The sequence below is a fragment of the Achromobacter xylosoxidans genome, from assembly GCF_001457475.1.
Lineage (GTDB): Bacteria > Pseudomonadota > Gammaproteobacteria > Burkholderiales > Burkholderiaceae_B > Achromobacter > Achromobacter xylosoxidans.
Genome location: NZ_LN831029.1, coordinates 846,232 through 865,607, shown reverse-complemented (window position 1 = coordinate 865,607; position 19,376 = coordinate 846,232). Strand labels below are relative to the sequence as shown.

Annotated in this window: 15 protein-coding genes and 1 other RNA gene; 2 read left to right on the top strand and 14 right to left on the bottom strand. The window is 67.2% G+C overall.

What is annotated here, in order from left to right; all coding sequences use genetic code 11:
* Position 1: 1 nt before the first annotated feature.
* From AT699_RS04025 to rnpB, 12 genes are all read right to left on the bottom strand, one after another.
* Entirely contained in the window at positions 2-952 is a 951-nt protein-coding gene (locus tag AT699_RS04025) for a D-alanine--D-alanine ligase (protein WP_024067750.1), read from the bottom strand.
* Positions 949-2,355, bottom strand: coding sequence for a UDP-N-acetylmuramate--L-alanine ligase (murC, locus tag AT699_RS04020; protein WP_024067749.1), 1,407 nt, complete (start codon positions 2,353-2,355; stop codon positions 949-951). The genes AT699_RS04025 and murC overlap by 4 nt, the downstream gene beginning before the upstream one ends.
* Entirely contained in the window at positions 2,352-3,431 is a 1,080-nt protein-coding gene (murG, locus tag AT699_RS04015) for an undecaprenyldiphospho-muramoylpentapeptide beta-N-acetylglucosaminyltransferase (RefSeq protein ID WP_024067748.1), read from the bottom strand. Before murG ends, murC begins: the two co-directional genes overlap by 4 nt.
* Positions 3,428-4,621, bottom strand: a complete 1,194-nt coding sequence (gene ftsW / locus AT699_RS04010; RefSeq protein ID WP_006388781.1) for a putative lipid II flippase FtsW — start codon at positions 4,619-4,621, stop codon at positions 3,428-3,430. The genes murG and ftsW overlap by 4 nt, the downstream gene beginning before the upstream one ends.
* A complete protein-coding gene (gene murD / locus AT699_RS04005; RefSeq protein ID WP_024067747.1) occupies positions 4,618-6,150 on the bottom strand; it encodes a UDP-N-acetylmuramoyl-L-alanine--D-glutamate ligase in 1,533 nt (510 codons plus the stop codon). The genes ftsW and murD overlap by 4 nt, the downstream gene beginning before the upstream one ends.
* Positions 6,147-7,316 carry a phospho-N-acetylmuramoyl-pentapeptide-transferase gene (gene mraY / locus AT699_RS04000; RefSeq protein WP_006388779.1) on the bottom strand — a complete coding sequence of 390 codons (1,170 nt, stop codon included), beginning with the start codon at positions 7,314-7,316 and terminating at the stop codon, positions 6,147-6,149. The genes murD and mraY overlap by 4 nt, the downstream gene beginning before the upstream one ends.
* Positions 7,306-10,170 (bottom strand): bifunctional UDP-N-acetylmuramoyl-L-alanyl-D-glutamate--2,6-diaminopimelate ligase MurE/UDP-N-acetylmuramoyl-tripeptide--D-alanyl-D-alanine ligase MurF, encoded by a 2,865-nt coding sequence (gene murF, locus AT699_RS03995; RefSeq protein WP_024067746.1) that lies wholly within the window; start codon positions 10,168-10,170, stop codon positions 7,306-7,308. Before murF ends, mraY begins: the two co-directional genes overlap by 11 nt.
* Positions 10,167-11,894: a peptidoglycan D,D-transpeptidase FtsI family protein gene (locus AT699_RS03990; RefSeq protein ID WP_006388777.1), complete on the bottom strand. Its 1,728-nt coding sequence runs from the start codon at positions 11,892-11,894 to the stop codon at positions 10,167-10,169. The genes murF and AT699_RS03990 overlap by 4 nt, the downstream gene beginning before the upstream one ends.
* On the bottom strand, positions 11,891-12,181 hold the full coding sequence (gene ftsL, locus AT699_RS03985) for a cell division protein FtsL (protein WP_006388776.1): 291 nt from the start codon (positions 12,179-12,181) through the stop codon (positions 11,891-11,893). Before ftsL ends, AT699_RS03990 begins: the two co-directional genes overlap by 4 nt.
* Positions 12,181-13,278: a 16S rRNA (cytosine(1402)-N(4))-methyltransferase RsmH gene (gene rsmH, locus AT699_RS03980; protein WP_006388775.1), complete on the bottom strand. Its 1,098-nt coding sequence runs from the start codon at positions 13,276-13,278 to the stop codon at positions 12,181-12,183. The genes ftsL and rsmH overlap by 1 nt, the downstream gene beginning before the upstream one ends.
* Before the next feature lie 7 nt (positions 13,279-13,285).
* Positions 13,286-13,714, bottom strand: a complete 429-nt coding sequence (mraZ, locus tag AT699_RS03975) for a division/cell wall cluster transcriptional repressor MraZ (RefSeq protein ID WP_006392946.1) — start codon at positions 13,712-13,714, stop codon at positions 13,286-13,288.
* A 323-nt stretch (positions 13,715-14,037) separates the two neighbouring features.
* Positions 14,038-14,443, bottom strand: an RNA gene (gene rnpB, locus AT699_RS30760) — RNase P RNA component class A.
* 108 nt (positions 14,444-14,551) lie between these two features.
* Here rnpB and AT699_RS03970 point away from each other — a divergent pair.
* On the top strand, positions 14,552-16,387 hold the full coding sequence (locus AT699_RS03970) for an ATP-binding cassette domain-containing protein (RefSeq protein WP_006388772.1): 1,836 nt from the start codon (positions 14,552-14,554) through the stop codon (positions 16,385-16,387).
* Between the two features lie 47 nt (positions 16,388-16,434).
* On the opposite strand, the gene pyrC is transcribed toward AT699_RS03970, so the two are convergent.
* Positions 16,435-17,499: a dihydroorotase gene (gene pyrC, locus AT699_RS03965; protein WP_006388771.1), complete on the bottom strand. Its 1,065-nt coding sequence runs from the start codon at positions 17,497-17,499 to the stop codon at positions 16,435-16,437.
* Positions 17,500-17,510: 11 nt separating this feature from the next.
* Positions 17,511-18,704, bottom strand: coding sequence for a M20 aminoacylase family protein (locus AT699_RS03960; RefSeq protein WP_006388770.1), 1,194 nt, complete (start codon positions 18,702-18,704; stop codon positions 17,511-17,513).
* 147 nt (positions 18,705-18,851) lie between these two features.
* On the opposite strand from AT699_RS03960, the gene AT699_RS03955 reads away from it, so the two are divergent.
* The gene (locus AT699_RS03955; RefSeq protein WP_006217453.1) at positions 18,852-19,130 is read left to right on the top strand and encodes an SWIB/MDM2 domain-containing protein; all 279 of its coding nucleotides are present in this window, start codon (positions 18,852-18,854) and stop codon (positions 19,128-19,130) included.
* Positions 19,131-19,376 lie beyond the last annotated feature (246 nt).

The following is a 19,376-nucleotide window of genomic DNA, read 5'->3' as shown; positions in this document are numbered from 1 at the left end:
GTCAAGTATTGCGAGCGGCGCTGTGCAACTTGCACGAGGCGTCGGCCAGGATCGTCACGCACAGCTCGGCATAGCTCATGCCGGTGGCGCGGGCCGCCATCGGCACCAGCGAATGGCTGGTCATGCCGGGCGAGGTATTCATTTCAAGCAGCCAGGGGCGGTTGTCGGCGTCCAGCATGAAGTCGGCGCGACCCCAGCCTTCGCAGCCCAGCGCGCGATAGGCGCGCACCGCGATGTCGGCGACCTCCTCGGCAACGGCAGGCGGCAGCGCCGCCGGGCAGAAGTACTGCGTGTCGTCGGAGAAGTACTTGTGTTCGTAGTCGTAGTTGCCGCCGGGCGCGGCGATCTCGATCACCGGCAGCGCGCGCGCGCTCTTGCCGCCGCCCAGGATCGCCACGGTCAGCTCGCGGCCCTGGATGAACTGCTCGGCCAGCACCTCGGCGTCGAACTTGGCAGCCAGGGCATAGGCTTCCTTCATGTCGGAATAGCCCACCACCTTGGTGATGCCCACGGTCGAACCTTCGTGCGGCGGCTTGATGATCAGCGGCAGGCTCAGGCGGTCCGGCACCAGGCGCAGTTCGGTGTCGGCATCCAGCAACTCGAATTCCGGCGTGGGCAGGCCATGCTGCAGCCACACGCGCTTGGTCATGGTCTTGTCCATGGCCAGGGCCGAGGCCAGCGGGCCGCTGCCGGTATAGGGGATGCCCAGCAGTTCCAGCGCGCCCTGGATCGAGCCGTCCTCGCCGAAGCGGCCATGCAGCGCGATGAACACGCGCTCAAAGCCCTCGGCGGCCAATTCAGCCAGGCTGCGTTCACCGGTGTCGAACAGGTGCGCGTCGACGCCGGCGCTCAGCAGCGCCTGGTGCACGCCGGCCCCGGACATCAGCGACACCTCGCGTTCGGCGGAACGGCCGCCGTACAACACACCTACTTTGCCGAATTTCGCGCTCATGCCAATTCTCCAACTTGGGCCGGGACCTTGCTGATCGAGCCCGCCCCCATGACGATCACCACGTCGCCATCGCGCACGAAATCGACCACCGCCTGCGGCAGGTCGGCCACGTCCTCGACGAACACCGGCTCGACCTTGCCGGCCACGCGCAGGGCGCGCGACAGGGCGCGGCCGTCGGCGGCCACCAGCGGCGGCTCGCCGGCGGCATAGACCTCGGTCAGCAGCACCGCGTCGGCCGTGCCCAGCACGCGCACGAAATCCTCGAAGCAGTCGCGGGTACGCGTGTAGCGGTGCGGCTGGAACGCCAGCACGATGCGGCGGTCGGGCCAGGCGCCGCGGGCCGCGGCCAGCGTGGCGGCCATTTCCACCGGATGGTGGCCGTAGTCGTCGATCACCGTGAAGGTGCCGCCGCCATGCGCGGCCGGCACCGGGAATTCGCCCGTCTGCGTAAAGCGGCGGCCCACGCCCTTGAACGACGCCAGCGCGTCGCGAATGGCTTCATCGGACACGCCCAGCTCGGTCGCCACGGCGATCGCCGCCAGCGCGTTGCGCACGTTGTGCAGGCCCGGCAGGTTCAGCTCCACCTGCAGCGGCGGCAGCAGCGTGTCGCGGTGGCTGCGCTGCACGTTGAAGCGCATGCGCGTGCCGTCCGCCTGCACTTCGTAGCCGCGCACCATCGCGTCTTCGTTCAGGCCATACGAGGTAATGGGGCGCGACACGAACGGCATGATCTCGCGCACGTTGGCGTCATCGGTGCACAGCACCGCGCTGCCGTAGAACGGCAGGCGCTGGGTGAATTCGATGAACGCGCTCTTGAGGCGGGCCACGTCGTGGCCATAGGTGTCCATGTGATCCGCGTCGATGTTGGTCACGATGGCCATCACCGGCAGCAGGTTCAGGAACGAGGCGTCGGATTCGTCGGCCTCGACCACGATGTAGTCGCCCTGTCCCAGCCGCGCATTGGCGCCGGCGGAATTCAGGCGCCCGCCGATCACGAAGGTCGGGTCCAGGTCGCCGGCGGCCAGGATGCTGGCCACCAGGCTGGTGGTGGTGGTCTTGCCGTGCGTGCCCGCCACCGCGATGCCGCGCTTCAGGCGCATCAGCTCGGCCAGCATGATGGCGCGCGGCACCACCGGAATGCGCGCGGCGCGGGCCGCGATGACCTCGGGGTTGTCGCCCGCCACCGCGGTCGACGTGACGATGGCGTCGGCGCCGGTGACATTGCTGGCGACGTGGCCGATGGCGATGTTCACGCCCAGCGCGGCCAGGCGACGCGTCACGGCCGACTCGTTCAGGTCGGAGCCGCTGACGGTGTAGCCCAGGTTGAGCAATACCTCGGCAATGCCGCTCATGCCGGAGCCGCCGATGCCTACGAAATGGATATGTTGGATTCTGTGTTTCATGATGAACGCCCCGCTGCTTGTTCACAGACGTCGGCGATATGCGCCGCCGCTTGCGGGTGCGCATGCGCGCGGGCCCGTTCTGCGACGGCTTGCAGTTCTTGTCGATTGCGCTGGCCCAGCCAGTCCGCCAGCCACTCGGGGCTCAAGGCGCTCTGCGGCTGCAGCCAGGCGGCCTGCGCGTCGCTCAGGAAGCGCGCGTTGGCGGTCTGGTGATCGTCGATGGCATGGGGGAACGGCACGAACAGCGCCGCCACGCCCGCCGCGGCCACTTCGGACACCGTCATGGCGCCCGCGCGGCAGATCAGCAGGTCGGCGTCGCCCATGGCGCCGGCCATGTCGTCGATGAAGGCGCGGCAGTCGGCCGCCACACCCGCCTGGGCGTAGGCCTGCTGCAGCGCCGGCAGATGTTGTTCGCCGGCCTGGTGCACCACCACCGGACGACGCTCCTGCGGCAGCCGCGCCAGCGCCTGCGGCACGGCGGTGTTCAGCGCCTGGGCGCCCAGGCTGCCGCCCACCACCAACAGCCGCAGCGGGCCGTCGCGGCCGGCGTAGCGCCGCGCCGGATCGGGCAAGGCGCACAGGTCGGCGCGCACCGGGTTACCCATGGCCTCGCCCTTGGGCAGCACGCCGGGAAAACCACTCAAGACGCGACGGGCCATGCGCGCCAGCCACTTGTTGGCGGTGCCGGCCACGGCGTTCTGTTCGTGCACCACCAGCGGCGTGCCGCGTAGCGCCGCGATGACGCCGCCGGGAAAGGCGACATAGCCGCCCATGCCCAGCACTACGTCCGGCCGCACCGCCGACAACCGCGACCAGGCCTGCGCAAAGGCGCGCACCAGCAGGAACGGCAGCTTCAGCAGTGCAGCCGCGCCCTTGCCGCGCACGCCGGCGAAACGCAGCGGCACCAGCTCGATGCCGCGCGGCGGCACCAGCTTGCCTTCCATCTTGTCGGGATTGCCCAGCCACAGCACGCGCCAGCCGCGCTGGCGCAGCACATCGGCCACGGCCAGGCCGGGCATGATGTGGCCGCCGGTGCCGCCGGCCATGATGAGGATGGTGCGCGACGACGCGGTCATACCCGTCCCCCGCGCATCATGATGCGGTTTTCCACATCCACCCGTATCAGCATGGCCAGGGCGCACAGGTTCATCACCACGCCCGAACCGCCATAGCTCATCAGCGGCAACGTCAGGCCCTTGGTTGGCAGCAGCCCCAGGCACACGCCCATGTTGATGAAGGCCTGCACGCCGAACCACATCGCCACGCCATGCGCCACCAGGCCCGCGAAAGTGCGTTCCATGGCGATGGCCTGGCGGCCGATGTCGAAGCCGCGGTAGACGATGATGGCGAACAGCGAGATCACCAGCATCACGCCGGCGAAGCCGAGTTCCTCGCCCACCACCGCCATCAGGAAGTCGGTATGGGCTTCCGGCAGGTAGTGCAATTTCTCGACGCTGGCGCCCAGGCCCACGCCCAGCCACTCCCCGCGCCCCAGGGCGATGAGCGAATGCGACAGCTGGTAGGCGCTGCCGTAGGCGTTGTCTTCGTTCCAGGGATCCAGATAGGCGAACAGGCGCGCGCGGCGCCACGGCGACAGCCAGATCAGCATCAGGAAAGTGCCCACCAGCACCGCCAGCAGGCTGCTGAAATACTTGCCGTTGATACCACCCAGGAACAGGATGCCGATGGCGATCGCCACGATCACCATGAATGCGCCCAGGTCGGGCTCGAGCAGCAGCAGCATGCCGACGCCGGCCAGCGCGAACGCCATCGGCAGGAAGCCGCGGGCGAAGGCCTGCATGTGTTCCTGCTTGCGCACGGTGTAGTCGGCGGCATAGAGCAGCGCGGCCAGCTTCATCAGTTCCGACGGCTGGAAATTCAGCGGACCCAGCGGGATCCAGCGATGCGCGCCGTTGACCTCGCGGCCGATGCCCGGAATCAGCACGGCCACCAGCAGCACCATCGCCACCACGAACAGCGGCACCGCCAGGCGCTGCCAGACACGGATCGGCACCGCCAGCACAACCGCGGCCGCCACCAGGCCGGCGCTGATGAACAGGCCGTGGCGGATCACGAAGTAGTAGCGGCCATAGGAGGCATAGCGCGGACCGTCGGCCAGCGCGATCGATGCCGAATACACCATCAGCAGGCCGAGCAGCAGCAAGGTCGACGCCGCAATCGCGAGCGGCATGTCGAAATTGCGCATGCGGGTACGGCCGGGCCGTACGGCATTGACGCTGGCGGTGAGATCGGCGATCAGGCTCATGCCACCTCTCCCCGGTCGCGGGCCAGGTCTTCGACCTCTTCCACGAACACTTGCCCGCGGTGCGGGTAATTGCGGAACATGTCCAGGCTGGCGCAGGCGGGCGAGAGCAGCACCACGTCGCCGGCCTGGGCCAGTTCGGCGGCGCGGCGCACGGCGTCGCGCAGCGATTCCACGGCGATGCAGTCGACGCCGGTGGCGGCCAGCACGCGGCCGATCTCGGGGCCATCCTGGCCGATCAGCAGCACGGCGCGCGCATGGCGCGACACGACGGGGATCAGCGGCGAAAAATCCTGGCCCTTGCCCTGGCCGCCGGCGATAAGCACCACCGGCTGGCCCATGCCTTCGAGCGCGGCCACGGTGGCGCCGACGTTGGTGCCCTTGCTGTCGTTGATGTAGTCCACGCCGCCGATACTGCGCACGAAGGCGGCGCGATGCGGCTCGCCCGCGTATTCGCGCAGGGCGCGCAGCATGGGGCCCCAACCGAGGTCGAGGCAGCGCGCCAGCTGCAATGCGGCCAGCGCGTTCAAGGCATTGTGGATGCCGCGGATGCGCAAGGCATCGACCGGCATCAGGCGGCTCATGCGGCCCTTGGCGCGGGTCGGCTCCGGCGCGTCCTTCTTGCGGCGCACCGGCGCCACCGGTTCGTCGAAATCGAGCGGCTCGGCCGCCACCAGCCAGGCCACGCCCTGGCCCAATTCCAGCCCCATGTCGCCGACCAGCTCAGGCACCTCGCGGCCAAAGCTGCGCACCGGCATGGCGCCCAGCGACGGCACCATGTCGACGGTGTACGGATCGTCGCGGTTGACGATGGCGATGCGCGTCATCTTCAGCAGGCGCGCCTTGGTCCGCGCGTAGGCGTCCATGCCGCCGTGCCAGTCCAGGTGATCCTGCGTCACGTTGAGCACGACGGCCGCGTCGGCCATCAGCGTGTGCGTGGTCTCGAGCTGGAAGCTCGACAGTTCCAGCACCCACACCTGCGGCAGGTCGTCGGCATCCAGCGCCTGCATCAAGGCGGTCAGCGCGGCCGGGCTGATGTTGCCGGCGGCCAGCACCGACAGGCCGCTGGCTGCCACCAGGTCGCGCGTCAGCGCGGTGACGGTGGTCTTGCCATTGGTGCCGGTCACGGCCAGCACGCGCGGGCGGTACTCGCGGGTCTCGGCCAGTTCGGCCAGCGCCCGCGCAAACAACTCGATCTCGCCGATGACCTCGATGCCACGGGCCTTGGCCTCGCGCAGCAGGTCGCCGGCCGGCGCGCCGTCCGGAGCGAGGCCCGGGCTGACGACGACCTGGCTCACGCCTTCCAGCAACGCGACATCGAAAGACGTATCGCAACCCAGGCGGTATTCGACCTCGGCCTGCGCCAGCGCGTCACGCAATGCGGACAGCCCACCCGGCTCCGCGCGCGTGTCGGCCACGCGCAGGCGGGCGCCCTGGCGGGCGCTCCAGCGTGCGGCGGCCACGCCCGACTCGCCCAATCCGAGGATCAGGACGAGCGGCGCATCGGCGCGGGAGGTTTCCATCGTGTTCATCGCAACTTCAGGGTAGAGAGGCCAATCAGCACCAGCATCATGCTGATGATCCAGAAACGCACGACCACCTGGGTTTCCTTCCAGCCGCCAACTTCGAAGTGATGATGCAGCGGAGCCATGCGGAATATGCGTCTACCTGTTCCATAACGTCGCTTGGTGTACTTGAACCACGTCACCTGGATCATCACCGACAGGGTCTCGACCACGAACACGCCGCCCATGATGAACAGCACGATCTCCTGGCGCACGATGACCGCGATGGTGCCCAGCGCGCCACCCAGCGCCAGCGCGCCGACGTCACCCATGAAGACCTGCGCCGGATACGCGTTGAACCACAAAAATGCCAGCCCCGCGCCGCCGATCGCCGCGCACAGCACCATCAATTCCGATGCCCCGGGGATGTACGGGAACAGCAGGTACTTCGAATAGTCGACACGGCCGACCACGTAGGCAAAGATGCCGAGCGCGCTGCCGACCATCACGGTGGGCATGATCGCCAGGCCATCCAGGCCGTCGGTCAGGTTGACGGCGTTGCTGGTGCCGACGATCACGGCCCACGTCAACGCCACGAAACCAAGCACGCCCAGCGGGTAGCTGACGGTCTTGAAGAACGGCACGATCAGGTCGGCGCGCGTCGGCAGCGACATCGTGAAGCCGCTGCCCACCCAGGCCTTGAACAGCGGCCACAGCTCGGTGTTGGCGGGCGCCGACACGGCGAACGCCAGATAGACCGCGGCCACCAGGCCGATGGACGCCTGCCAGAAGAACTTCTGGCGCGCCGGCATGCCTTCCGGATCGCGATAGACCACCTTGCGGTAATCGTCCATCCAGCCGATCCAGCCAAAGCCGAACGTCACCAGCAGCACCACCCAGACGAAGCGGTTGGTCCAGTCGGCCCAGAGCAGCGTGCTGATGGCGATGGAAATCAGGATCAGCACGCCGCCCATGGTCGGGGTGCCGGTCTTGACCAGGTGGCTTTCCGGGCCATACGAACGCACGGCCTGGCCGATCTTCATCTCGGTCAGCTTGCGGATCACGCGCGGGCCGGCCACCAGGCCGATCAGCAGCGCGGTGGCGCACGCCAGCACCGCGCGCAGCGTGATGTACTCGAACACGCCCAAGGCGCGCACATCATCGGAAAGCAGGCGGGCGATCTCAAGCAGCATGGTTGTCCCCCTGCCCCTTGGACGCCTGTCCGTCATTCGAAATAAAAGCCGTCACTACCCGCTCCATGCGCATAAAGCGCGATCCCTTTATCAATACGCAGGACGCGCGCAGGCCGCGCAATGCGGCAACGACTTCGTCTACCGATGCGCAGGCGTGCGCGCCCGTGCCGAACGCGGCCGCGGCCGCCCGGCTGGCATCGCCTAGCGTGATGAGCGCGTCGAGGCCAAGCTCGCGCGCGTAATTGCCCACCTCTTCATGCATGGCGGGGCCGTTGTCCCCGACCTCGCCCATGTCGCCCAGTACCAGGACGCGGGTTCCGGCGATACGTGCCAGCACGTCGATGGCCGCGCGAACCGAGTCGGGGTTGGCATTGTAGGTGTCATCGATGAGCAACGTTCCGTCACTCAATTTCTTGTATTGCATGCGGCCCGCCACGGGGCTGAAACCGGCCAGCGCCCGTACCGCCACGTCCAACGGCGCCCCCGCGGCGATGGCACTGGCGATCGCCGCCAGCGCATTGCGCAGGTTATGCACGCCGGGCACCGGCAGCGTCAGGTCGGCGCTGCCCACCGGCGTCACCACGCGGCAGCGCGTCGAATCGACGTCCGCCAGGATCTGCTCGGCGTAGACATCCAGGCCGGGCTGCAGGCCGAAACGCAGCGCGCGGCGCGGCGCGGCCAGCCTGTCCCAGATGGCCGCGTAAGGCTCGTCGCCCGGATAGACCGCCACGCCGTCCGCCGGCAGCGCCGCGATGGCGGCGCCATTTTCCAGCGCCACCGCTTCCACGGTATGCATGAACTCCTGGTGCTCGCGCTGGGCATTGGTCACCAGCGCCACGCTCGGCGCCGCGATGGCCGCCAATTGGGCGATCTCGCCCGGATGATTCATGCCCAGCTCGAAAACGGCGGCGCGATGTTCCGGGCGCAGGCGCAGCACGGTCAACGGCACGCCGATGTCGTTGTTCAGGTTGCCGGCCGTGGCCAGGCGGCCGGCCTCGCCGCGCCAGCCGGCCAACATGGCCGAGATCATTTCCTTGGTGGTGGTCTTGCCGTTGCTGCCCGTCACCGCCACCACCGGCAGCTTGAAACGGGCGCGCCAGGCCGCGCCGATGCGCATCAGCGCCACGCGCGTATCGCCCAGCACCAGCTGCGGCAGGCTCGATTCCGGCACCGCGTGCGCCACCACCGCGGCGCAAGCGCCGCGCTCTGCGGCCTGGTCCAGATAGTTGTGCGCGTCGAAGTTCTCGCCCACCAGCGCCACGAACAACTCGCCGGCGCCAATGCGTCGCGTATCCGTGGAAACGCCCTTGACCAGCGGCAGCAGCAGCGCCAGGCGCGCCCACTCGCGATCGTCGAAGGGCAGCTTCTCGCCGGCGATTTCCTGATAGGTCTCGTGGCCCTTGCCTGCCAGCAGCACCACGTCCTCGGGCGCGCTGGCCCAGATGGCCTGCATGATGGCGCGGGCGCGGTCGACCTGCACTTCGACCGCCACCGACGCCGGAATGCCGGCCAGGATCTGCGCCACGATGGCGTCGGGCGACTCGCTGCGCGGGTTGTCGTTGGACACCACCACGTGATCCGCCAATTCGGCGGCGATGCGGCCCATCTCCGGGCGCTTGCCGGCATCGCGATCACCGCCGCAACCGAACACGCACACCAGGCGGCCCGCCCGCGCGTGGGCCACGGGGCGCAATGCCATCAGCGCGCGCGCCAGCGAATCGGGGGTATGGGAGTAGTCCACCACCACCAGCGCGCCCCGGCCCGCATGGGCCTGCGTGCTGGCGGCAACCGGCTCCACGGTCTGCAGGCGGCCGTCGACCGGATCGGTCGCGGCCAGTTCGCGCGCGATCTGCGCGAACGGCAGGCCCAGTTTGTACAGCACGCCCGCCACCAGCAACAGGTTGGAGACGTTGTGCGCCCCCAGCAGGCGCGTCACGATCTGGGCCTCGCCATGCGGCGACACCAGCGTGAAGATCTGGCCTTGCGCGGTGGCCTGCAAGTCGCGCGCGCGCATCGCCGCGGGAATCGCGGGATCCGCGCTCAGGCTGTAGCCCATCACCGACAGGTCCGCCGGCAGCGAAGCGATCAGGCGGCGCCCGGCTTCGTCATCGGCATTGACCACCGCAGCGCTCAGGCCGGGCCAGCGGAACAGGCTGGCCTTGGCCGCCTCGTAGCGTTCCATGGTGCCGTGATAGTCGAGGTGATCGCGGGTCAGGTTGGTGTAGGCAGCCAGCGCCACCCGCACGCCGTCCATGCGACCCTGCTCGATGCCGATCGACGATGCCTCCATCGCCACCGCCTTGGCGCCGGCATCGCGCATGGCGGCCAGCAGGCGATGCACGGTCAGCACATCCGGGGTCGTAAGATGGCCGCCCAGCGTCTGCCCGTCGGGCAGCACGGCGCCCAGGGTGCCGATGGTGCCGCAGGGCTTGTCGTTGCGGCCCAGCGCGTGGGCGATCCATTGCACCGACGAGGTCTTGCCGTTGGTGCCGGTCACGGCCACCACGGCCAGCGTGGACGACGGCCGGCCGTACCAGGTGTCGCCCAGCTCGCCCAGCAGGGCGCGCAGGCCGGTCACCGGCAGCATCGGCGTATCGCCGGCGGCGGCCGCGGCCTCGATGGCCGCGGTCGCGGGCGCTTCGAACAGCACCGCGCTGGCGCCCAGCGCCAGCGCCTTCTCTATATATAGACGGCCGTCGCTGGACAAGCCCGGGCAGGCGACGAACACGTCGCCCGGCTCGATCTCGCGCGAGTCCAGCTTCAGGTGCGCGGTCAACGACACGCGCGAATGCAACCACGCCACGGCTTGTTCGACCGTGGCGGCGGGGGATGAGAGGAAGCCCTTGGCGCTCATCTGCCTGGCTCCTTGATACCAGCAACAATTGTCGATTCGAAGGGCGCGTCCGGCCGCACCCCCATCAACCGCAGACTCCCACCGACGATATGGGAGAACACGGGCGCGGCGATCGCGCCGCCGTAATAACCGCCGACCGTGGGCTCGTCGATCGAGACGGCCACCACGATCTTGGGGTCGGACACCGGCGCAAAGCCGACGTACGAGCTGCGATAGCGCTGCATGCTGTACTTGCCGTCGACGATCTTGCGCGCGGTGCCGCTCTTGCCAGCCACGCGGTAGCCCTGGACCTGGGCGGCCTTGGTGCCTTCCGGGCCGGCAGCCGCTTCCAGCATGCCGCGCACCAGCGCGGTGGTCTTGGGCGTGTAGATCTTGACGCTGGTCGGATCGCTGTCGCGCTTGACCAGGGTCAGCGACACCATGTCGCCGTTGCGGGCGAACACCGTGTAGGCGCGCGCCACCTGCAGCAGCGACACCGACAGGCCGTAGCCGTAGGCCATGGTGGCCTTCTCGATCAGGCGCCAGCGATCCCACGGACGCAGGCGGCCGGGCGCCGCGCCGGGGAATCCCACCTGGGGCGCCTGGCCCAGGCCCAGTTCTGTGAAGCGATCCCACATTTCACGGGATTCCAGCTTCTCGGAGATCATCGTCATGCCGATGTTGCTGGACTTGCGCAGCACGCCGGCCACGTCCAGCGTGCCATTGCGGCTGACGTCGCTGATGGTGCTGCCCTGGTAGGTGAAGCGGCCATTGCCGGTCTCGAACAGGGTCGAGGTGGTGATGCGGCCCAGGTCCAGCGCCAGCGCGGCGGTGAACGGCTTCATGATCGAGCCGGGCTCGAACGTGTCGGTGATGGCCTGGTTGCGCAGGTTGGCGCCGTGAAAGGTCTCGCGCTTGTTCGGATCGAAGGTCGGCACGTTGGCCAGCGCCAGGATCTCGCCGGTATGCACGTCGACGACCACGGCGGTGGCGCCCTTGGCCTGGTGCTTGTCCATGGCGTCCTTCAGTTCCTTGAACACCAGGTACTGAAGACGCGTATCGATCGACAGGCGCAGGTCGCGGCCGTCCACCGGCAGCGTCACCGCCTGCACGTCCTCGATGACGCGGCCCAACCGGTCCTTGATGACGCGGCGGCTGCCCGGCCGGCCCGACAGCTGCTGGTTGAAGGTCAGCTCGACGCCTTCCTGTCCCTGGTCCTCGACGCTGTTGAAACCCACCACGTGGGCCATCACGTCGCCGTCCGGGTAATAGCGGCGGGTCTCGGGCTGCTGGTGCACGCCCGGCAGGCCGAGCTGCTTGATCTTGTCGGCCACGTCCATCGCCACCTGACGCTTCAGGTAGACGAAATTCTTGTCTTCTTCCACCCGGCGGCGCAGGTCTGCCACCGGGGTTTCCAGCAGTTTGGCCAACGTATCCAGCTGGGCGGGCGTGGCCTGCTTGAGGTCTTCCGGGATCGCCCAGATGGCTCGCGCCGGCACGCTGGAAGCCAGCACGGCGCCGTTGCGATCCATGATCTTGCCGCGCGTCGCGGCCAGCGTCAGCGTGCGCTCGTAGCGGCGCTCGCCCTGCTGCTGCAGGAATTCCGTGGACAGCCCTTGCAGGAACAGCGCGCGGCCGGCCAGCACGGTGAATCCGCCGAACAGCAGGATCAGCACCAGGCGCGCGCGCCAGGTCGGCAGCTGCCCGCGCAGCACCGGATTGTCGAAGAACGGAACGCGCTTCATTGGGCACCTCCGCTGGCCGGGACCGGCGCCTGATTCAGATACAGCGTGCGGTCAGGCACGATGGGAATCATCTTCAGGTTGTCGCGGGCGATCACGTCGACCCGGGCATTGCGCGCCAGTTCGGCGCGTTCCAGCTGCAACCGCCGCCAGTTGGTTTCCAGATCGCGCTCCTGCGCCTGATCGCGGCCCAGCTCCACGAAAAGCTGGCGCGACTGATACCGGCTGGTGACCAGGGAAATGGCCGACAGCATCAGCAAAGCCGCAACGATCAGGTTGACGCGACCCATCAGCGGCGCCCTCCCTTGCCGCCGCGGCGCGGCGGCGGAGCCAGGTCGCTGCCGGGCAGCGAACCGATTTTCACGAAGGCCATGCCGCCCTCGGCGGACAAGGGCGTGGCGGTGCGTTCGGCAACGCGCAGCACCGCCGAGCGGGCGCGCGCATTGGCCGCAACCTCTTCGTCCTCGGCCAGCACGCGCCCCAGGGAACGCAATACGGGTTGGGGCATTTCGCTTTCGCGCAGGGGCAGGCGCGCATGCGCGGCAGCCGGACGAGCCGCCGCCGCGATGCACTGCTTGACCATGCGGTCTTCAAGCGAATGAAAGCTGATCACCGCCAACCTCCCCCCCGGGGCGAGCAGGTCTAGAGCTGACGCGAGGGTGCGCGCGAGCTCTTCGAGTTCCCGATTGATGTAAATCCGTAGAGCTTGAAAGGTGCGTGTGGCCGGATGCTGCCCCTTTTCGCGCGTGCGGACGGCGCTGGCGACGCACTCGGCAAGCTCGAGCGTGGTGCGCAGCGGCCTTGTTGCGCGGCGAGCAGCAATCGCCTTTGCAACCTGAAAAGCAAACCGTTCTTCGCCATAATCCGCTATGACCTCCCGCATCTCATCCACACTGGCTTGCGCCAGCCAATCCGCCACCGTGGGTCCACGAGTGGTGTCCATCCGCATGTCGAGCGGGCCATCCCGCATGAACGAGAAGCCGCGCTCGGCATCATCGATCTGAGGCGACGACACGCCCAGATCCAGCATCACGCCATCGACCTTGTCGATGCCGAGCTGCCGCAACTCTTCGGCCATGGTGGCAAAGCCGCCATGCACCACCGTCACCCGGGAATCCGCCGCCGCCAACGCATTGGCCACCGCGATCGCCTCGGGATCCTTGTCGAACACCACCAGGCGGGCCGTCGGTCCCAGGCGGCCGAGCAGCTCGCGGCTGTGGCCGCCGCGACCGAAGGTGCCGTCGACGAAGACACCCCGTTCCGCTCGCGTAGCCGCAGCCGGCTCGTCGCCGGGCTGCGACCGTGCCGCGCCCTTGCCGCCGAAATCGGCCAGCAACAGCGCGTCCACCGTCGGCTCCAGCAGGACGGGCCGATGTTCGAATTCCATAACTCTTTCAGAACGAAAACTGATTCAACACATCCGGCATACCCTTGGCCAGGTCCTCAGCCTCGCGGCTCGCCAGGGTAGCGGCATCCCACAGCTCGAAATGAGCGCCCAGACCGAGCAGCATCACATCGCGCGTCATACCGGAAGCGTTGCGCAGTTCAGGCGCGATCAGGACGCGGCCGGAGCCGTCCAGTTCCACGTCCTGAGCGTTGCCCAGCAACAGCCGCTGCAACGCGCGCGCCGTCATGGGAAAGGCGGCAATCTGCTCGCGCTTCTTTTCCCACTCGGGCCGCGGGTACACCAGCAGGCAGCCGTCTGGATGGCGGGTCAGGGTCAGGCGGCCTTCGGCCTGCGCCATCAGCGCGTCACGATGCCGGGTCGGAATCGAGATCCGTCCCTTGGCATCCAGCGTGAGCGCGCTGCTTCCCTGAAACACCACTTTTACCCCACTTAATTGCACAATTTCCTACTATTTCCCACTCTACGGTATGGCAATGGGGCGGTCAAGCGCGCGGTTGCAATTTTTTCAATCACAACAAGGACTTAGAGCAACTTGTAAATACGCAAAAAGAAAAACCTCCCAATAAATCAGGAGGTTGCGTCACTATCTAAAAGTGCTTCTTAAGAAGTGGCGGCTAACAATGCCTTTGCATTGTTTTACCCAGCCCGCTTGCCGAAGACTGGCGGGCGTTGCGCGCCAGGTGGCGGATGTCGGGGCGAAAAAAAAGCCCCGTGGCGCCGCGCGCCGGTTGAAATCCAATGCAGGACGGATCTATAGGCCGGATTCTGTACACCAGGTTTCCCTGGCGGACGATCATTCCTCTGCGCGGATCATTGCTGAGCCGCTGTAGCCACCTACCCGCATGCTCGGACGGAGCCGCCCTTCGCGGCCCGAAAGCCGCACGCATGCCTATTTGATGTTGCTCCGGGTAGAGGTTGCCGCGTTTCACCCTGCGATGCCGCCGACCGTTGCCGGCCGGCGCGATACGGAGATGGCCGTATCTGTGCGCGACTGGCGCGCCCGCCCCGCAGACTCGTCTCTGTGGCCCTATTCCTCGGCCGCGCCCGAAAACGCGGCCGGACGGCCGTTAGCCGCTACCCTGCCCTGTGGAGTCCGGACCTTCCTCGATGGACTTGCATCCACCGCGATCGCCCGATCCGCCCTGCGGTGCGTATTCTAGTACAGCTCTCCGCTCCGTCCCCGAACACCATCCCGGGTTCCTGCGACAATACGGCCTGATCCGCTTATCCGCCGCAAGAACGACCTCACTACATGGCCCTCGCAACGCTCATCACCCTGACCGACATCCAGCTGGCCTATGGCCACCATCCGCTGCTGGACCACGCCGACTTCGCCATCCAGGCCGGCGAGCGCATCGGCCTCATCGGCCGCAACGGCGCCGGCAAGTCCTCGCTGCTGCGGCTGCTGGATGGCCGCACCGTTCCCGACGACGGCGACATCGCCCGCAGTTCGGGGCTGCGCGTGGCCACGGTCGAACAGGAGCCGGAGCTGGACGAAAACGCCACTGTCTTCGACGTGGTCTGCAACGTCGAAGGCGACCACGAAGACTGGCAACGCCCGTCGCGCGTACGCGCCATGCTGGAAAAGCTCGGCCTGCCCGCGGACGCCCAGATCGCCGGCCTGTCGGGCGGTACGCGCAAGCGCGTCGCGCTGGCCCGCGCCCTGGTCGAGGAGCCCGACCTGCTGCTGCTCGACGAGCCCACCAACCACCTCGACTTCGACGGCATTGCCTGGCTCGAAGAAATGCTGCGCGCCTGGAAGGGCGCCGCGGTCATCATCACCCACGACCGCCGCTTCCTTGATTCGGTGGCCACTCGCATCGTCGAACTCGACCGCGGCCGGCTGCTCAGCTTCCCCGGCAACTTCTCGCAGTGGCAGGAGCGCAAGGCCCAGTGGCTGGAATCCGAGCGCCTCGAACAGGCGCGCTTCGACAAGCTGCTGGCCCAGGAAGAAGTCTGGATCCGCAAGGGCGTGGAAGCCCGCCGCACCCGCAACGAAGGCCGCGTGCGGCGCCTGGAACGCCTGCGGGTGGAACGCGCCGAGCGCCGCGAACGCGTCGGCGACGTATCGCTGGCCTTGGCCGAAGGCCAGCGCTCCGGCAAGCTGGTGGCCGAACTGGAGCACGTCGGCAAACGCTTCGGCGACAAGATCGTGGTGGACGACTACTCCACCACCATCCTGCGCGGCGACCGCATCGGCATCATCGGCCCCAACGGCGCCGGCAAGACCACGCTGCTCAAGCTGATCCTGGGCGAAATGCAGCCCGACAGCGGCAAGACCCGCACCGGCACCAACGTGTCGGTGGCCTATTTCGACCAGATGCGCGCCCAGCTCGATGAGAACGCAACGCTGGTCGACATCATCAGCCCGGGCAGCGAATGGGTCGAGATCGGCGGCACCCGCAAGCACGTCATGAGCTACCTGGGCGACTTCCTGTTCTCGCCCGCCCGCGCCGGCTCTCCGGTGCGCAGCCTGTCAGGCGGCGAACGCGCCCGCCTGCTGCTGGCCCGCCTGTTCGCGCGTCCCGCCAACGTGCTGGTGCTGGACGAGCCCACCAACGACCTCGATATCGAAACGCTGGAACTGCTCGAGGAACTGCTGCAGGAATATTCGGGCACCGTCCTGCTGGTCAGCCACGATCGCGCATTCCTGAACAACGTCGTCACCCAGACCATCGCCTACGAAGGCAACGGCCACTGGCGCGACTATGTCGGCGGATACGACGAATGGGTTGCCCAGCGCCCCGCCCCGGCGCCCGCCTCCAGCGCGGACGACGATGCCGCCAAGGCGGCGCGCGCGGCGGACGAAGCCGCGGCCCGCGCCAAGGCCGCCAAGCCGAAACCGGCGCGCGCGGCGAAGATGAATTCGTGGGAATTGCGCGAACTCGAAGGCCTGCCCGATGCCATCGCCGCACTTGAGGCGCAGCAGGCCGAACTGGCCGGCAAACTGGCGGACGGCAGCCTGTACCGCGATGCGCCCGCCGAAGTCGAACGCATCAACGCCGAGCTGTCCAAGCTGGAAAGCGAACTCGAGGAAAGATTCGCGCGCTGGGAATTGCTCGAGGCGCGCCGCGAAGGCGCCCTCTGAGATGACTCGGCCGCCCTCTTATATATAGAGGGCGGCGGCCGGCGCGATCAGATGGCCGCGCGCCAGGTCAGCGTCTCGCCCGCCGCCAAGGGCACCAGCGCGGTATTGCCGAACGGCAGCTCTTCGGGAATCTGGAAGCTTTCGCGCACCAGCGTCAGGGTTCCGGTATTGCGCGGCAGGCCGTAGAAATCCGGACCATGGAAGCTGGCGAAACCCTCCAGCTTGTCGAGCTTGCCGACGGCGTCGAACGCGGTGGCGTAAAGTTCCATCGCGTGCAGCGCGGTATAGCAGCCCGCACAGCCGCATGCATGCTCCTTCAGGCCGCGCGCATGCGGCGCGCTGTCCGTGCCCAGGAAGAAGCGCGGACTGCCGCTGGTCGCCGCTTCCACCAGCGCCAGCCGATGGGTTTCGCGCTTGAGGATCGGCAGGCAATACCAATGAGGCCGCACGCCGCCCTGGAAAATCGCGTTGCGGTTGTACAGCATGTGCTGCGGCGTGATCGTGGCCGCGATCGGGCCTTCGGCATCGCGCACGTACTCGGCGCCTTCCTTGGTGGTGATGTGTTCGAACACCACCTTCAGGGCCGGGAACGCACGGCGCAGCGGCTTCATCACGCGCTCGACGAAGATCGCTTCGCGGTCGAACACATCGATCGACGGGTCGGTCACTTCGCCATGGACCAGCAGCGGCATGCCGCATTTTTCCAGCGCTTCCAGGGCCTTGGCGCACTTGCCCAGCAGGTCGGTCACGCCGGCGTCGGAGTTGGTGGTGGCGCCGGCCGGATACAGCTTGACCGCATAGACCTGGCCCGATTCGTGCGCACGAAAGATTTCTTCAGCCGAGGTATTGTCCGTCAGGTACAGCGTCATCAGCGGCGTGAAGGCGTCGACCTTGCCACCGGCCTTGGCCAGCGCCGCCAGGATGCGGCCGCGGTAGGCCAGCGCCTGCTCGGTGGTGGTCACCGGCGGCTTCAGGTTGGGCATGATGATGGCGCGCGCGAATTGCCGCGCCGTATCCGCCACCACCGCTTCCAGCGCCGCGCCGTCGCGCAGGTGCAGGTGCCAGTCGTCGGGGCGGGTAATCGTCAGTTGGGTCGTGTTTTGCGTAGACATATGGAAGCTTCTTAATCTGCCAGCGGCATGCCCCGTTCGGCCAGCGCGCAGAACATCGCGCTCCCCAGGGGAATGACGGCATCGTTGAAATCGAAATGCGAGTTGTGCAGTACGCAGCCGGACTCGGCTCCGCCCTGGCCCAGCCGGAAGTAGGCGCCAGGCTTGCTTTGCAGCATGAAGGAAAAATCCTCCGATCCCATCGAAGGCACCAGATCGCGCACCACGTTTTCCTTGCCGATCATCTCGGTCGCGATATCCGCGACCAGATTGGCATGCTGCGGCGTATTCAGCGTGGCGGGATAGATGCGTTCGTAGGTGAGTTCGGCGGTGCCGCCGAACGCGCCGGCGATGGCCGTGACCAACTCGCGCATGCGTGTCTCGACCATCTCCTGCACCGACTTGCGGAAAGTGCGTACCGTGCCCACCAGGCGGGCCTCGCGCGGGATCACGCTCATCGCGCCCGGGTGCCCGGCCTGCAGCGATCCGATGGACACCACCGCGGAATCCAGCGGATTGACGTTGCGCGACACGATCGTCTGCAATGCCGTGATGACCTGGCCGGCGATGGTGACCGGGTCAATGGTCTGATAAGGATGCGCGCCGTGTCCGCCGCGACCGGTGATCAGGATCTCGAACCGGTCGGCCGCCGCCATCATGGGGCCTGGATTGATGCCGATGGTGCCGGGCCGCAGGCCCGGCCAATTGTGCAACGCATAGATCGCGTCACAGGGGAAGGTATCGAATAACCCGTCCTCCATCATGGCTTTCGCCCCGCCTCGACCTTCCTCGGCCGGCTGGAAGATGAGCACGGCTGTCCCATCGAAATTGCGGGTCTGCGCCAGGTACTTGGCCGCGCCGATCAGGACCGCCGTGTGGCCGTCATGACCACAGCCATGCATCAGACCCGGCTTGGTCGACTTGTGGCCGAACTCGTTGTCTTCGGTCATCGGCAAGGCATCCATGTCGGCACGCAGGCCGATCATGCGCCCGCTATCACAGCGTCTGCCGCGGATCACGCCCACCACGCCGGTCTTGCCAATGCCCCGGTGCACCTCGATTCCCAGCGCTTCCAGCGCTCCCGCGACGATCCCGGAGGTCCGGACTTCTTCGAAGCCCAATTCAGGATGGGCATGCAAGTCGCGCCTCAGCGCCGTCAATTCGTCATGAAACAGGCGAATTGATTCCAAAGGAGAACGTGCGTACATAGGAGGTTACAGAATGACGTGGGAAGGGGGACGGTTGGGATATTTTAGTTGCTACAGAGGATAAATGCCTTTGTCTTTACGGGAGAGACACGTTATGCTCCGGCCGCAGGACAATTTTTCCAACAGCCAGAGAAGGAGCGCCGCATTATGGCCACAACCTCCAAACCCGCGACCGCGCGCAAGCCGAACGCTGCATTCATGAAGCCCCTGACTCCCAGCGCCGAACTGGCTGCTGTGATCGGTTCGGAAGCCGTGCCGCGCACCGAGGTCACCAAGAAGATCTGGGAATACATCAAGAAGCACAACCTGCAAGATGCGAGCAACAAGCGCAACATCAACGCCGATGCCAAGCTGCGCCCGATCTTCGGCAAGGATCAGGTCACGATGTTCGAACTGACCAAGCTGGTCAACGCACATCTGAAGTAAGCAGGCAAAGGGCGTACCCCGTACGTCCCTGCCTCGATACTGTCGCGACGCCCTGGCTTGAACGCCGGGCGGAACCGACTTCCTGTGGCACCTCCACGCCACAGCCAGGCAAGCATCCCCGCTTTGCCGCGCCAGTGCCATACACGCAATGGGTACATGGCCAAACTCCCCAACTTTTCCGCCCACCACGCATCATCATGCGTAATTGCAGCGCGCGAGCCGTGTCATCAGTGCGCCATTGCACAC

Bases quoted from the DNA above. Each gene is read 5' to 3' on its own strand.
- AT699_RS04025 (WP_024067750.1), bottom strand. From the start codon at position 952: ATGAGCGCGAAATTCGGCAAAGTAGGTGTGTTGTACGGCGGCCGTTCC.
- murC (WP_024067749.1), bottom strand. From the start codon at position 2,355: ATGAAACACAGAATCCAACATATCCATTTCGTAGGCATCGGCGGCTCC.
- murG (WP_024067748.1), bottom strand. From the start codon at position 3,431: ATGACCGCGTCGTCGCGCACCATCCTCATCATGGCCGGCGGCACCGGC.
- ftsW (WP_006388781.1), bottom strand. From the start codon at position 4,621: ATGAGCCTGATCGCCGATCTCACCGCCAGCGTCAATGCCGTACGGCCC.
- murD (WP_024067747.1), bottom strand. From the start codon at position 6,150: ATGAACACGATGGAAACCTCCCGCGCCGATGCGCCGCTCGTCCTGATC.
- mraY (WP_006388779.1), bottom strand. From the start codon at position 7,316: ATGCTGCTTGAGATCGCCCGCCTGCTTTCCGATGATGTGCGCGCCTTG.
- murF (WP_024067746.1), bottom strand. From the start codon at position 10,170: ATGAGCGCCAAGGGCTTCCTCTCATCCCCCGCCGCCACGGTCGAACAA.
- AT699_RS03990 (WP_006388777.1), bottom strand. From the start codon at position 11,894: ATGAAGCGCGTTCCGTTCTTCGACAATCCGGTGCTGCGCGGGCAGCTG.
- ftsL (WP_006388776.1), bottom strand. From the start codon at position 12,181: ATGGGTCGCGTCAACCTGATCGTTGCGGCTTTGCTGATGCTGTCGGCC.
- rsmH (WP_006388775.1), bottom strand. From the start codon at position 13,278: ATGGAATTCGAACATCGGCCCGTCCTGCTGGAGCCGACGGTGGACGCG.
- AT699_RS03970 (WP_006388772.1), top strand. From the start codon at position 14,552: ATGGCCCTCGCAACGCTCATCACCCTGACCGACATCCAGCTGGCCTAT.
- pyrC (WP_006388771.1), bottom strand. From the start codon at position 17,499: ATGTCTACGCAAAACACGACCCAACTGACGATTACCCGCCCCGACGAC.
- AT699_RS03960 (WP_006388770.1), bottom strand. From the start codon at position 18,704: ATGTACGCACGTTCTCCTTTGGAATCAATTCGCCTGTTTCATGACGAA.
- AT699_RS03955 (WP_006217453.1), top strand. From the start codon at position 18,852: ATGGCCACAACCTCCAAACCCGCGACCGCGCGCAAGCCGAACGCTGCA.